Source organism: Paraburkholderia sp., from assembly GCF_026225065.1.
Classification (GTDB): domain Bacteria; phylum Pseudomonadota; class Gammaproteobacteria; order Burkholderiales; family Burkholderiaceae; genus Paraburkholderia.
Map to the genome: position 1 here is coordinate 1 of NZ_JAMFSB010000304.1, position 14,571 is coordinate 14,571.

Genomic DNA, 14,571 nt, shown 5'->3' on the forward strand with positions numbered 1-14,571 from the left:
GACGGGCGCAAGCGACGCGCTCAAAGAACTGGCCGAGGCGTCGCCGGACCAGTCGCCGCATCGCGTCGACGAGCCCTATCGCCGCGCGCTGATCGGCATTTACACGCGCCTCGCGGCGAGCGCGCGCGTGCGGCTCGGCGAGGGCGCCGTGCCGTTGCGCAGCGCCGGCCGCGGTGCCGCGCCGGTGCGCGCGCAACCGTATGCCGACTCCGATGCCTTCGTGCAGGACCTGCACGTGCTGATCGATTCGCTCGCGGAGCACCACGGTGCGTCGCTGGCGAGCCCGCGTCTGTCGCCGCTCGCGCGCGCCGCCGAAGTCTTCGGCTTCCACCTTGCCAGCATCGACTTGCGGCAAAGCTCGGACATCCACGAAGCGGTGATCGCTGAATTGCTCAAATACGCTGGCGTGGAAGCCGACTACGCCGGTTTGTCCGAAGCCGACAAGCTGCGTGTGCTGCTGGCCGAACTCGCGCAGCCGCGCCTGTTGCGCTCACCGTATCTCGAGTACTCGGATCTGGTAAAAAGCGAACTGGGCGTGCTCGAAGCTGCCCGCGTGACGCGCGAGAAGTTCGGCGCGCGCGCCGTGCGCAACTACATCATTTCGCACACGGAAACCGTCAGCGATCTGGTGGAAGTGATGCTGCTGCAAAAGGAAACCGGCCTGCTGCAAGGGCTGCTCGGCAGCGCGCACGAGCCGGCCAAGGCCGCGCTGATGGTGATCCCGCTGTTCGAGACGATTCCCGACTTGCAAAACGCGCCGCATATCATGCGCGATCTGATCGCGCTGCCGGGCGTCGAGACGCTGATCGAACATCAGGGCGGCGAGCAGGAAGTCATGCTCGGCTATTCCGACAGTAACAAGGACGGTGGCTTTCTCACCTCCAACTGGGAGCTGTATCGCGCCGAACTCGCGCTGGTGTCGCTCTTCAACGAACGTGGCGTGACGCTGCGGCTGTTCCACGGCCGCGGAGGCACAGTCGGACGCGGCGGCGGCCCGACCTATCAGGCCATCCTGTCGCAACCGCCGGGCACGGTGGACGGCCAGATCCGCCTGACCGAACAGGGCGAAGTGATTGCCAGCAAGTTCGGCAACCCGGAAATCGGCCGGCGCAACCTCGAAACCGTGGTCGCCGCTACGCTCGAGGCATCGCTGCTGCCGCACGGCAACACGCCCGCGCAACTGCCGGCCTTCGAGGAGACCATGCAGCAACTGTCGGATGCCGCGATGGCGTCGTATCGCGCGCTGGTCTACGAAACGCCTGGTTTCAAGGAGTATTTCTTCGAATCGACGCCGATTGCGGAGATCGCCGAACTGAACATCGGCAGTCGTCCGGCCTCGCGCAAGCTGCAGGATCCGAAGCAGCGCAAGATCGAAGATCTGCGGGCAATTCCATGGGGGTTCTCATGGGGTCAATGCCGCCTGTTGCTGACGGGCTGGTATGGCTTCGGCAGCGCGGTAGCCGCCCATCTGGACAGCGCCCCCTCCGATGCCGAACGGGCACGCCGCCTCGGGCTGCTGAAGAAGATGCACAAGACGTGGCCATTCTTCGCGAATCTGTTGTCGAACATGGATATGGTGCTGGCAAAGACCGACCTCGCGGTTGCCTCGCGCTATGCCGCGCTGGTGAGCGACAAGAAGCTGCGCAAGCACGTGTTCGAGCGCATCGTCGCGGAATGGGAGCGTACCTCGAAGGTGCTCTCCGAGATCACCGGCAAGAGCGAACGGCTCGCGGATAACCCGCTGCTCGCGCGCTCGATCAAGAACCGCTTCCCGTACCTCGATCCACTCAATCACTTGCAGGTGGAGCTGCTCAAGCGCCACCGTTCGGGCGATTCGAATGCGCGGCTGCGGCGCGGGATTCACCTGACGATCAACGGGATTGCGGCGGGGCTGCGCAATACGGGTTGAGGTAGCGGCTTTTGGGTAAAATCAACAACACTCCCTTTGCCGACACGATGATCCCGCCGTCCCCTGCCGACCCGTCCCCGCCGCCGCTCGATGCGACGCCCGCACACGCGCTGGGCGACTTCATCCGCGCCCACCGCGAGCGGCTTTCGCCGCAGGCGGCAGGCCTGCCGCCCGGGCCGCGCCGTCGCACGCCAGGCCTGCGCCGTGAGGAAGTCGCGCAGTTGTGCGGGGTCAGTCCCACCTGGTACACGTGGATCGAGCAAGGACGGCCGGTTTCGGCGTCCGCCGAGGCGCTCGCGCGGATCGCCGTCGCGCTGCAACTGTCGCGCGCCGAGCGGGCCTATCTGTTCGAGCTGGCGGCACAACGCGACCCGGCGGAGCCCGACCCGGCCGCGACCGATGCCCCTGCAACGCTGATCGAAACCGTCCAGCTGGTGAACGCCCCGGCCTACGTGCTGGACCGGCAATGGAACGCGCTCGCGTGGAACGAGCGTGCGGCCGACCTGTTTGTGGGCTGGCTGGACGGCGTGCACGACCGCAATCTGCTGCGCTTCACGTTCACGGAACCGGCGGCGCGCGAGCTGATCGTCGATTGGGAGACGCGCGCCCGGAGGCTCGCCGCCGAATTTCGCGCCGACTCGATCCGTCATCTGGCGGACGCGCCCACGCACAGCCTGATCGACACACTGACGAGCACGAGCGACGCGTTCGCGCGCTTCTGGGCCTCGCAGGACGTGGGCGAGCGCGAAGGCGGCCGGCGCGAATTCAACCATCCGCGCGATGGACGAGTGGTGTACGACCAGATCACGTTCAAGCCGGCGCACCGGGAAGATCTGAAGCTGGTGGTGCTAGTACGGGAGTAGCGGCGCTGCCGGATGTTAAAATCGATGCCTTGTTCGTTTCGGCGACGCCTCTACTGCCGAAAGCTTTTTCACCGCACGTTCCTCACTGCCCAACACCATGACGTCCCAACTGCATAAAAAAGGCGAAGCCTGGTCGGCTCGCTTCTCCGAGCCGATGTCGGATCTCGTCAAACGCTACACGTCGTCGGTTTTCTTCGACAAGCGACTGGCGCTGGTCGATATCGAAGGCTCGCTCGCGCATGCTGCGATGCTGGCTGCGCAGAAGATCATCGGCGCGGACGACGTCGCGGCCATCCAGCGCGGCATGGCGCAGATCAAGGGCGAGATCGAACGCGGTGAGTTCGAGTGGCAACTCGACCTGGAAGACGTGCATCTGAACATCGAAGCGCGCCTGACGGCGCTGATCGGCGACGCGGGCAAGCGCCTGCATACGGGCCGCTCACGCAACGACCAGGTGGCGACGGACATCCGCTTGTGGCTACGCGGCGAAATCGACCGGATTGGCGGCCTGCTGAAGGATCTACGCGCGGCGCTGATCGACCTGGCAGAGCAAAACGCTGAAACGATCATGCCGGGCTTTACGCATTTGCAGGTCGCGCAGCCGGTGACGTTCGGCCATCACTTGCTGGCGTACGTGGAGATGTTCGCGCGCGACGCCGAGCGCATGCGCGACTGCCGCACGCGCGTGAACCGCTTGCCGCTGGGCGCGGCGGCACTCGCCGGCACGAGCTACCCGATCGACCGTCATGCGGTGGCGAAGACACTGGGTTTCGACGGCATTTGCGCGAACTCGCTGGACGCAGTATCGGATCGCGACTTTGCGATCGAGTTCACGGCAGCGGCGGCGCTGGTGATGACACACGTGTCGCGTCTCTCGGAAGAACTGGTGTTGTGGATGAGCCCGCGAGTGGGCTTTATCGATCTGGCGGACCGTTTTTGCACGGGCTCCTCGATCATGCCGCAGAAGAAGAACCCGGACGTGCCGGAGTTGGCTCGGGGCAAGACGGGTCGCGTGAATGGGCATTTGATGGCATTGCTGACGTTGATGAAGGGTCAGCCGCTGGCATATAACAAGGACAACCAGGAAGACAAGGAACCGCTGTTCGACACGGTGGATACGGTGGCGGATACGTTGCGGATTTTTGCCGAGATGGTGACGGGGATTACGGTGAAGCCGCAGGCTATGCGGGCTGCGGCGTTGCAAGGTTTTTCCACTGCTACGGATCTGGCTGATTATCTCGTCAAGCGTGGGTTGCCGTTCCGTGATGCGCATGAGGCGGTGGCCCATGCTGTGCGTGTTTGTGTCGATCGCAACTGCGATTTGGCGGATCTTTCTCTCGATGAGATGCGGGGTGAATTGCCCAATGTGGCTCACCTCATCGGTGAGGATGTATTTGAGTATTTGACGCTTGAGGGGTCTGTGGCTAGTCGGAATCATGCAGGCGGGACTGCGCCTGAGCAGGTTCGATTGGCTGTTTCTGCAGCGCGGGAAGCACTCAAGTAAGTGCTTGGGCTGGTTTTGCCTGCGGCGCCTCGGTTTGGCTGTTTTCCTTGCGGCGTTGGCCTTTCCTTGCTTTCTTAGTGGTCTAATAGTGATGCCCCTGTGCGGGGGGCCGCCCAGGCAAATCAAAACCCCGCCCTTTACGCAGCGCTAAGCAACGCTTCCAAAGAAGAGACCTCTTCTTGCCCGACCCGCGCGGCAAACGCCTGCCCAATCATAAGAAGACTAGGCTGCGAAGCATCAAGCCACTGCTGAGCCAAACCAGAGGCAAGCTCAGAAAGCGTGAGCGTGAGCATCCTTTCACGAGCCGTGCTGCAAGCCTCAACAATAGCCACAGGCGTAAGCCCATCGCGCCCAGCATCAATCAACTGCTGCGCAATCTCTGGCCCACTATCCCTTCCCATATAAAACACCAGCGAATCCGCATTCACCTGCTCGCGAATCGCCTCACTATCAGCCGCCCGGCTATGAGTAGCCAACGCCACGCTACGAGAAACACCGCGCAACGTCAAAGACCGCTTCAAAGCCGCCGCACTAGCCAGCGCAGCAGTAATCCCAGGCACCACCTCATACTCGATCCCCGCCGCCTCCAGCGCCCGCATCTCCTCATCGGCACGCCCAAACAACATCGGATCGCCGCCCTTCAGGCGAACCACAACCGCATGTTCCTGCGCCGCATCCACAATCTGCTTGTTGATGAACTGCTGCGCCGTCGACAGCTGTCCGCACCGCTTGCCCACCGCAATCTTGCGCGCATGCGGCGCGTACTCGAGCATCGCCGGTTCGACCAGCGCGTCGTGCAACACGACATCCGCCAGACCCAGCAGTCGCGCGCCCCGAACCGTGATGAGATCCGCTGCCCCTGGCCCTGCACCGATCAGATACACCTTACCCATTTGCCTCAACCTCATTCGTACGGTCCGTCCCAAACCCCTGGCCGCGAGCGCACGCCCGGCTAGCGCCCATTCAGACCTTCAAGCCCTTAAGCCGAAAACGCCCGGATCATCCCGGCCGCCACCGTGTGGTGCGTCGCCTCGTCAATCAGCACGAATGCCCCCGTGCCCTGATGCGAGTCATACACGTCGCACACCACCGGCTTTTGCAGCGTCAATGCCACCCGGCCAATGTCGTTCATCGTCAGATCGTGACGGTCCGTCGCGTGCGACAGCGTATGCACGTCCAGCACCTGCCTGATCGCACCAATCCGCGCGAATACGGTGTTCGTCGTCTGCTTCAACAGATACTTGCGCGGCGTCGACAAAGGCGTCTCGTCGAACCAGCACAGGTCGGCTTCCAGCTTCTTCGCCGGTTCCGGCGCCGCTTCGCGCAGCACGAACGTATCGCCGCGCGAGACATCCACGTCTTCCGCCAGGCGAATCGTCACCGTCTGGCCCGCGAACGCACGTTCCACCTGCGCCGTGCCGCCCGGCACCGGGGCGATGATTTCCGCCACCGTCGCTTCGCGGTTCGCCGGCAGCACCACAATCGTGTCGCCCACCTTCACTTCGCCCGCTTCGATACGCCCCATGTAGCCGCGGAAATCGTCGGCCTGGCTGCCGTCCTGGCGTGCCACCCATTGCACCGGGAAACGCAGCGCCTGGCCAGTCGGAATCTCTACCGGCAACGCTTCGAGCAGGTCCAGCAGCGGCTCGCCGCCGTACCACGGCATACGTTCGCTCAGCGTCACGATGTTGTCGCCCTTGAGCGCCGATACCGGCACGAAGCGCACATCGGCCAAGCCCAGTTGACGCGCCAGTTCGACATACGCATCGCGGATTTCGTTGAAGCGCGTCTCGCTGTAGTCGACCAGGTCCATCTTGTTGATCGCAACAATCGCATGCTGCAAACCAAGCAGTTTGACGATCGCGCTATGGCGCTTCGTTTGCGGCAGCAATTGCGCCACACCATCCACGAACGTCACGCGCGTGGCATCCACCAGGATGATCGCAGCATGCGCCGTCGATGCACCCGTGACCATGTTGCGCGTGTATTGCTCGTGGCCCGGTGTATCGGCAATGATGAACTTGCGCTTGGCCGTCGCGAAGTAGCGATACGCGACGTCGATCGTAATGCCCTGCTCGCGTTCGGCTTCAAGGCCGTCCGTCAGCAGAGACAGATCGATTTCGTCGCCTACGGTGCGCTTGTTTTTTGCGCGCGACAGTGCGGACAGCTGGTCCGAAAGCACCGCCTTGCTGTCGTAAAGCAGACGCCCGATCAGCGTGCTCTTGCCGTCGTCAACGCTACCCGCCGTGATAAAGCGCAGCACACCGAGGTCTTGCGGTTGATGAATATTCATGATGCCCCTGCTCTGTGTCGACCGGAGTTAGTGCAAACCACAAACTCCCGTCCCATGCCTAGAAATAACCTTGCTTCTTGCGCTGTTCCATCGCGGCTTCGGATACCTGATCATCCATCCGCGTCGCGCCGCGTTCCGTGATTTCGGTCACGGCCGTTTCGGCGATGATCTTCTCGAGATCGTCCGCGTCGCTTTCCACCGGGCAGGTGCAGCTAATGTCGCCCACGGTGCGGAAACGCACTTGCGCCAGTTCGCTGGTCTCGCCTTCACGCATCGGTGTGAGCGGCGTGACCGGCACCAGCAGCCCATTGCGGCGCACGATTTCGCGCTGATGCGCGTAGTAGATCGACGGCAGTTCAAGCTGTTCGCGGGCGATGTATTGCCACACGTCCAGTTCGGTCCAGTTCGAGATCGGGAACACGCGCAGGTGCTCGCCGTTGTGCAGACGCGCGTTGTAGATGCTCCACAGTTCCGGGCGCTGTGCCTTCGGATCCCATTGACCGAATTCGTCGCGGAACGAGAAGATCCGCTCTTTCGCGCGGGCCTTTTCTTCATCACGACGCGCGCCGCCGATCAGCGCCGTAAACTCATGTTCAGCAATTGTTTCCAGCAGCGTGACCGCTTGAGCGGCATTGCGCGAGTCCGTTTCGCGGCGCAGACGCACGGTGCCGCGCTTGATCGAATCTTCGACATGGCCAATCACCAGTTCCGCGCCAATCTGCTCGGCACGGTGGTCGCGGAAGTCGATCACTTCCTGATAGTTATGGCCCGTGTCGATATGCACGAGCGGGAACGGCAGCACGGTCTTGCGGTTCGCGCCGAGGCCGAACGCCTTCAGCGCCAGGTGCAGCACAACGACCGAGTCCTTGCCGCCCGAGAACAGCAGCGCAGGCTTGCTGCATTCGGCGACCAGTTCGCGCAGGATGTGAATCGATTCGGCTTCGAGCCAGTCGAGGTGATCCATCCGGGTTGCAGTGTCCGTATGCGGTACGTTAACAGTGGAATCGAGCGTAGTGCTCATGTTCGGGTCCTTCGTGAGTGGGTGTCGCCGGCGGCTGCCCGCGTCACGCAAATATTCATTCTATCGAGAATCGAAACCGGCTTCGGCGATCAGGCGGAGGCGTTTTCGCCGATGACAGCGATTGGGATCGTGGTGATATGCAGGCCGCATTCCTTCGTGTCGCGCGACTCCCACCACCAGCGCCCTGCCCGGCTATCCTCGCCGGGACGGATCGCCCGCGTGCACGGCTCGCAGCCGATGCTCGGATACCCGCGCGCATGCAGCGGATTGACAGGCACATCGAACGCCGTCAGGTATGCCCACACATCGGCCTCGGTCCAGTCCGTGAGCGGATTGAACTTGGCGATATTGCGCGCCGCGTCGTGCTCTTCCTCGTGCAGTTCGGCACGCGTCACCGATTGCTCGCGGCGCTGACCCGTCACCCAGGCGCTAACGTCCGACAGCGCGCGGTTCAGCGGCTCGACCTTGCGAATCTCGCAGCAGCGCTTGCGCAGATCGACGCTTTCGTAAAACGCGTTCAGGCCGTGCGAGGCGACGTATTCGTCGACCGCCGCCGTTTGCGGATGAAACTGCTCGATCTCGTAGCCATAGCGCGCGCGCACGCGGTCGAGCATCCCGACCGTTTCCGCGTGGAGACGGCCCGTGTTCAGCGAGAAGATACCGATCCTGACCTTGCGCGACAGGATGGCGTGGGTGAGCAGCATGTCTTCCGCCGCGAGGCTGCTCGCGAACTTCACCTTGTCGTGACGGGCCGCGATCGAATCGAGCAGCGCGTCGAGGCGCTCGATCTTCGCGGCCAGTTCCGGCCCGATAGCGGCAACTGCAGTGGCGACGGTAGTCATACCGAAGCCTTCTCCGCAGCGGCGGCGGTAGCGGCTTCGCGGCGGCGGAACAGCGGCGACGGGTTATCCACTGCACCCTGATACTGCACGGTAAATTCGTCGAAAGCTTTCAGCGCGTCATGCAGGTCCTTGTCGGCGCGCACGGCGTAAGCGTCGAAGCCGCAGCGGAACATGAACGTCAGTTGATCGCGCAGCACGTCGCCGATCGCACGAATCTCGCCCTTGTAACCATAACGCTCGCGCACGAGACGCCCAATGCTGTAACCGCGGCCGTCGCGGAACACCGGGAAGTCGACCGCGATCAGCGCGACCTTGTCGAAGTCGGCGACGATATCCGCCGGTTCGCTGTCCGCCGCAAGCCACACTGCGATTTCAGCGGCGCTACGCGAAGCCGTCAGCGCATCGCGCTCAGCCTGCCACAGCGCCAACGGCACAATGATCTTGCCGGCCGGCAGCGCGTCTACTGCGGGCAATGCGCCGTCTTCCGCTGCACGCACGACCGTCCAGTCATCGCTCACGATCGTGCGGTTCTTGATGATAGAAGCCATCTGTTCGATATCCTTTGTCGCGGTTACGCGTGAGCCGGTTGACGCGAGGCGTACACGCGTTCCTTGAACGGGGTGATGCCGATCCGGTTATACGTCTCGATGAAGCGCTCGCCTTCAATGCGATGCTCCACGAACGTATCGATCACCTTCGACATCACGTCCGGCATCTCTTCCGCTGCGAACGACGGGCCGATCACGCGGCCGACATGCGCGCCAGTCGCTCCCGTTCCCTGCTCGCCGCCAAGCGTCACCTGATACCACTCCGAGCCGTCCTTATCGACGCCCAGAATGCCGATGTTGCCGATGTGATGGTGGCCGCAGGCGTTGATACAGCCCGAAATGTTCAGCGACACGTCGCCGAGGTCATACACGTAATCCAGATCGTTGAAGCGTTCCTGAATCGCCAAAGCAATCGGAATCGACTTCGCATTCGCCAGCGAGCAGAAATCGCCGCCCGGGCACGCGATGATGTCGGTGAGCAACCCGATATTTGCCGTCGCAAAGCCTTGCGCCTTGGCTTTTTCCCACAGGTCGAACAGGTCGCGCTTCTGCACGTTCGCCAGAATCAGGTTCTGTTCGTGCGACACGCGGATTTCGCCGAGCGAGTACTGGTCGGCCCAGTCGGCCACGGCTTCCATCTGCACGTCCGTCGCGTCGCCAGGGGCGATCGTGGTCGGCTTCAACGACAACGTCACCGAAGCATAACCCGCCACTTTGTGGGGGCGCACATTGCGCTCGACCCAGCGGGCGAAGCCGCGATTTTCCAGCAGATGCTTTTCGAACGAAGCGTCCGTATCCGGCAGCTTTTCGTACTGCGGCGGCGCGAAACCTTGCGAAACACGGTCGACTTCGGCCTGCGTGAGCGTCGACGGACCGTCCTTCAGGTGCTGCCATTCCTCTTCGACCTGCGTCGAGAACTTCTCCGGGCTCAAGGCCTTGACGAGGATCTTGATGCGGGCCTTGTACAGGTTGTCGCGGCGGCCGTAGCGGTTGTATACGCGCAGCACGGCTTCGGCATAGGTCAACAGATGCTGCCACGGCAGGTCGCGGCGGATGATCGCGCCGACGATCGGTGTACGGCCCATGCCGCCGCCGGCCAGGATGTCGACCACCAGCTCGCCCTGCTCATTCTTCTTCAGATACACGCCCAGATCGTGGATCTGCACGGCGGCCCGGTCTTCCTTCGAACCGGAGACGGCGATCTTGAACTTGCGCGGCAGCCAGGCGAATTCGGGGTGGAACGTCGACCATTGACGCAGAATTTCGGCCCACGGACGCGGATCGACCACTTCGTCAGGCGCGACGCCAGCGAACTGGTCGGCCGTGATGTTGCGGATACAGTTGCCCGAGGTCTGAATGCCGTGCATCTGCACGGCCGCGAGCTTGCGCAGGATTTCCGGCGTTTCTTCGAGCTGGATCCAGTTGTACTGGATGTTCGAGCGCGTCGAAAAGTGGCCGTAACCGCGGTCATGTTCACGCGCGATGGTGGCCAGCACGCGCATCTGGTCGCTGCGCAGGTTGCCGTAAGGAATGGCGATGCGGTGCATGTACGCGTGACGCTGCATATACAGGCCGTTCTGCAGGCGCAGCGGACGGAACTCCTCTTCGCTCAATTCGCCCGACAAGCGGCGGCGAACCTGGTCGGCGTACTGCGCGACCCGTTCATCGACGATGGTCTGGTCGTACTGATCGTATTGGTACATTCGGGGACCCCAGTTTGCGTTACACGCCGCGCTCCGGTTGCGCCGCGCAAAGATCTCAGCCTTTGCCAGTAAGGTTGAGCGGACCTTCCAGACCCCCGCTCATTTGCTAATGACAAAAACAGATATCCATATTGAAAAAGATGGGGAAATAGTAATAAACTCCCCATATACTTCAAACGACTAAAAAATTCTTTTGATATGCATAGAGGTTATATATGAACCTGCACCAGTTCCGCTTCGTGCGTGAGGCCGTGCGGCAGAACTTCAACCTCACCCTAGCGGCCAAGGCACTGTATACGAGCCAGCCTGGCGTCTCGAAGGCGATCATCGAGCTGGAAGACGAGCTGGGCGTCGAAATCTTCACCCGGCACGGCAAACGCGTCCGCTCGTTGACCGAGCCGGGGCGCATTATCCTCGCTTCCGTCGAAAAGATCCTGCAGGAGGTCGAGAGCCTGAAGCGCGTCGGTAAAGATTACGCAGCGCAGGATCAGGGCAACCTCGTCATCGCAGCCACCCACACGCAAGCACGCTACTCACTTCCGGCCGCTATCGCAGAATTCAAGAAGCGCTTCCCAAAAGTTCACCTTTCGATTCTGCAAGGCAGCCCGACACAGGTCGCCGAGATGGTGATTCACGACCAGGCGGATCTGGCGATCGCCACCGAAGCGATCGCTAACTATAAGGAGCTGGTCTCGCTGCCGTGCTTCCAGTGGCACCACATTGCCGTGATGCAGCCGGACCATCCGTTGCTCGACCGCAAGCTGCTGTCGCTCGACGATCTGAGCCAATTCCCGCTGATTACGTATGACAACGCGTTCGCCGGCCGTACCAAGATCAACGAGGCGTTCCGCTTGCGCGGGTTGTCGCCGGACATCGTGCTCGAGGCGATCGACGCCGACGTGATCAAAACTTACGTCGAACTGGGGCTGGGCGTGGGCATCATGGCCGATATCGCCTTTAACGCCGAGCGCGACCGCCATCTGCGGGCAATGCCGGTCGGCCATCTGTTCGGCAGCAACGTGACGCGGCTCGCGCTTAAAAACGGAGCGTATCTGCGCAGCTATGTGTATACGCTCGTCGAACTGCTGTCGCCGAGCATGAACCGCAAGCTCATCGAACAGGCGCTCAAGGGCGAACACGAATCGTACGAGCTGTGATTCAATTCACCGTTTTGCACTGCCCTCTTCCTGCTTTCCTTCCCGTTTACCGTTTCGGAGACTTCCGATGACGTCGTATAAAAAGACCCTGCGCGGCATCGCCGTGTTCGGGGCACTCGTTGCGGCAACGGCCGCGCACGCCGACCTGAAAGTCGGTATCGATCTGTCGAGCACCGGCCCCGCGGCCGTGATCGGCATTACCAGCAAGAACGCGATGCTGATGTGGCCAGACACGATCGCCGGCCAGAAAGCCGACTACATCATTCTGGACGACGGCTCCGATCCGGGCGCCGCGGTACGCAACATCCACAAACTGATCAACGAGGACCACGTCGACGTGATCGTCGGGCCGAATATCACGCCGGCTGCGATCGCCGCGTTGGATCCGGTCGCGGAAAGCCAGACGCCGATGATCACGCTGGTCGGCTCGGCGAGCGTGGTCGAGCCACAGGAAGGCAAGCGCGTGTGGGCCTTCAAGATGGCGCAGACCGATAGCGCGATGGCCGATGTGATGACGCGCTACATGTCGAACCATAACGTCAAGACGGTGGGGTTTATCGGCTTCGCCGACGGCTACGGCGAAAGCTGGCTCAACGAGTTTTCGAAGTTCGCGGCGCTTCGGCATATCCAACTGGTTGCGACCGAACGCTTTAACCGCACCGATGCGAGCGTAACGGGGCAGGTGCTGAAGGTGATGGCGGCGCGTCCCGATGCGATCCTGATCGCGGGTGCCGGCACGCCGACGGTGTTGCCGCAGCGCACACTGATCGAACGCGGCTTCAAGGGCGCGATTTATCAGACGCACGGGATTGCGACGCCGGAGTTCATCAAGCTCGGCGGCAAGGATGTCGAAGGCACGCTATTCCCGACGCAACCGGTCGTGGTGGCGCGCACGCTGCCCGCGGATCATCCGGCGAAGAAGGCGGCGCTGGCGTTCGTGAATGCGTATGAGGCGAAGTACGGTCCGGGCTCGGTCACGCAGTTCGCGGGCGATGCGGCGGGGGTTTATCCGCGACTGCAGGACGCGGTGACGCGAGCGCTGAAGACGGCGCAACCGGGCACGCAGGCGTTCCGTGTCGCGCTGCGCGATGAGCTGGAACATGCGCACGAATTGGTCGTACCGAACGGCGTGGTCAACAGCAGCGCGAAGGATCACGTCGGGCTCGATCAGCGCGCCAGCGTGATGGGCATCATTAAGGACGGGAAGTTCGTTTATCTGAGTCAGTGAGCCTGGCGGGCCGGGAATCCGGCCCATGCCGCCAAGCTTGGACTGCCCGGAATCCACCGGCACCCACCCCTGGGCCTTGCGTCACGCGCGTCACCCCGCGCTAGTCTGTTATCCGCCTTGCGGCGCATCAGCCCGCAACATCTCTGCGCCGTCCCCTGTTTCCCGCGCCGCCTTTCTTTCCGAAAGGCGCACGCATCCACTCGCCCTCCGCCGCCGCCCATCCAGGGAAAACCACAACCCCAGCGGCCACGCTTTCCTTTGACTCTCTTTCGATTCGAAACTATTATCTTTCGAAACAAAAGCGTTTTCTTTCGAAGAGCGGAGACATGCTGGCTAACAAGAGTTCCCTGAAGCGGCGCCTGCAGATCGTCGAAATGGTCCGCAAGCGCGGCGAGGTATCGGTCGAGGAGCTCAGCCAGGCTTTCGACGTGTCGAGCGTGACCATCCGTACCGATCTGACCTACCTCGAACAGCAGCGCTACCTGGTGCGCTCGTTCGGCAAGGCGCGCTATCTGGCGCAACGCCCCGGTGAACGTGTGTTGATGCCGTTGTCGGACGGCGCTACGCGCAAGGCCGCAGAAATGGCAATTGCGCGTTTCGCAGCCGAATCCGTGGACGACCACGAATCGCTGATGCTCGGCGCTGGCGAAATCGTCCATAAGGTGCTGCCGCTGCTGTCCGATTGCTCGAACCTGTCGCTGCTGCTAAACGACATCGCCATGGCCCAGACGGCCCAGCGCTTCGTGCACGGCGAGTTGCAGCTCACCGGTGGTCATCTCATCGAGGAGGGCACCACCTTGACCGGACCTGAAGCGGAGCGCTCCGTCACCACGCGCTCGCTCGACCTCTGCATTCTCGAAGCGTCAGGTCTGGACCGCGACGGCAATCTGCTGTGCGTCGACCCGAGCCTCGCGCGGGTGTTTCATGCTGCCACCCAGAGCGCCGCCCGCACCGTCGTCGTCGCGTATCAGCCGCAACTGTCCGAGCGCGACGGCCATGTGTTTTGCAACCTCAGCGATATCGGCGGACTGGTGATCGACGATGGCATCGATCCGCCCACGATGGACCTGTTTCCACGCAAGCAGCTTGAACTACACCGACGCGAAAACGGAATTCTCGAGTTCCGGCGAGCCACGCGCTAACGGTCCATTCGAGGAAATTCAAGGAAGAGACGCCATGAACCACAGATTTCAAACGAAAACACGCCATGCCTGATTCGAGATCTCACAGCACCGGCAAGACCGGCTACATCCTGACGATGGGCGAGATCCTCGTCGAAATCATGGCGACCGAGCGCGGCCAGTCGTTCCGCAAACCGGGCACGCTGATCGGCCCATATGCAAGCGGCGCGCCGGCGATCTTCATCGATCAGGTGGCGCGCCTGGGCAGCCGCTGCGCGATGATCGGCTGCGTCGGCGACGACGACTTCGGCACGCTCAACGTCGAGCGCTTGCGCTCCGATGGCGTGGACGTCTCGGGTATCGCCGTCATCAAGGGGCAGAC

13 protein-coding genes are annotated in these 14,571 nt (G+C 62.4%); 7 read left to right on the forward strand and 6 right to left on the reverse strand.

Features of this window, described 5'->3' with window-relative positions:
* From ppc to argH, 3 genes are all read left to right on the forward strand, one after another.
* On the forward strand, positions 1–1,909 hold a 1,909-nt coding region (gene ppc, locus M0954_RS21935; protein WP_297355468.1), incomplete at its 5' end, for a phosphoenolpyruvate carboxylase.
* Between the two features lie 47 nt (positions 1,910–1,956).
* Positions 1,957–2,772 carry a helix-turn-helix transcriptional regulator gene (locus M0954_RS21940; protein ID WP_122155587.1) on the forward strand — a complete coding sequence of 272 codons (816 nt, stop codon included), beginning with the start codon at positions 1,957–1,959 and terminating at the stop codon, positions 2,770–2,772.
* Positions 2,773–2,869: 97 nt separating this feature from the next.
* The gene (gene argH / locus M0954_RS21945; protein WP_122153931.1) at positions 2,870–4,276 is read left to right on the forward strand and encodes an argininosuccinate lyase; all 1,407 of its coding nucleotides are present in this window, start codon (positions 2,870–2,872) and stop codon (positions 4,274–4,276) included.
* A gap of 137 nt (positions 4,277–4,413) precedes the next feature.
* Here the strand turns inward: argH and cobA are convergent, their stop codons facing one another.
* From cobA to M0954_RS21975, 6 genes are all read right to left on the reverse strand, one after another.
* Positions 4,414–5,169: a uroporphyrinogen-III C-methyltransferase gene (gene cobA, locus M0954_RS21950; protein WP_122153930.1), complete on the reverse strand. Its 756-nt coding sequence runs from the start codon at positions 5,167–5,169 to the stop codon at positions 4,414–4,416.
* Positions 5,170–5,255: 86 nt separating this feature from the next.
* Complete coding sequence (locus M0954_RS21955) at positions 5,256–6,569, reverse strand: GTP-binding protein (protein WP_297355469.1); 1,314 nt, start codon at positions 6,567–6,569, stop codon at positions 5,256–5,258.
* A gap of 58 nt (positions 6,570–6,627) precedes the next feature.
* Positions 6,628–7,590, reverse strand: a complete 963-nt coding sequence (cysD, locus tag M0954_RS21960) for a sulfate adenylyltransferase subunit CysD (RefSeq protein WP_122153928.1) — start codon at positions 7,588–7,590, stop codon at positions 6,628–6,630.
* Positions 7,591–7,679: 89 nt separating this feature from the next.
* Positions 7,680–8,432 carry a phosphoadenylyl-sulfate reductase gene (locus M0954_RS21965; protein WP_122153927.1) on the reverse strand — a complete coding sequence of 251 codons (753 nt, stop codon included), beginning with the start codon at positions 8,430–8,432 and terminating at the stop codon, positions 7,680–7,682.
* Positions 8,429–8,980 (reverse strand): DUF934 domain-containing protein, encoded by a 552-nt coding sequence (locus M0954_RS21970; protein WP_122153926.1) that lies wholly within the window; start codon positions 8,978–8,980, stop codon positions 8,429–8,431. The genes M0954_RS21965 and M0954_RS21970 overlap by 4 nt, the downstream gene beginning before the upstream one ends.
* A gap of 23 nt (positions 8,981–9,003) precedes the next feature.
* Positions 9,004–10,683 (reverse strand): nitrite/sulfite reductase, encoded by a 1,680-nt coding sequence (locus M0954_RS21975; RefSeq protein ID WP_122153925.1) that lies wholly within the window; start codon positions 10,681–10,683, stop codon positions 9,004–9,006.
* Between the two features lie 215 nt (positions 10,684–10,898).
* On the opposite strand from M0954_RS21975, the gene M0954_RS21980 reads away from it, so the two are divergent.
* The 4 genes from M0954_RS21980 to M0954_RS21995 form a co-directional block, all read left to right on the forward strand.
* The gene (locus M0954_RS21980) at positions 10,899–11,840 is read left to right on the forward strand and encodes a CysB family HTH-type transcriptional regulator (protein ID WP_122153924.1); all 942 of its coding nucleotides are present in this window, start codon (positions 10,899–10,901) and stop codon (positions 11,838–11,840) included.
* A gap of 67 nt (positions 11,841–11,907) precedes the next feature.
* Positions 11,908–13,068, forward strand: a complete 1,161-nt coding sequence (locus M0954_RS21985) for an ABC transporter substrate-binding protein (protein ID WP_297355472.1) — start codon at positions 11,908–11,910, stop codon at positions 13,066–13,068.
* Between the two features lie 326 nt (positions 13,069–13,394).
* Positions 13,395–14,210, forward strand: coding sequence for a DeoR/GlpR family DNA-binding transcription regulator (locus tag M0954_RS21990; protein ID WP_297355474.1), 816 nt, complete (start codon positions 13,395–13,397; stop codon positions 14,208–14,210).
* A gap of 65 nt (positions 14,211–14,275) precedes the next feature.
* On the forward strand, positions 14,276–14,571 hold a 296-nt coding region (locus M0954_RS21995), incomplete at its 3' end, for a PfkB family carbohydrate kinase (protein WP_297355476.1).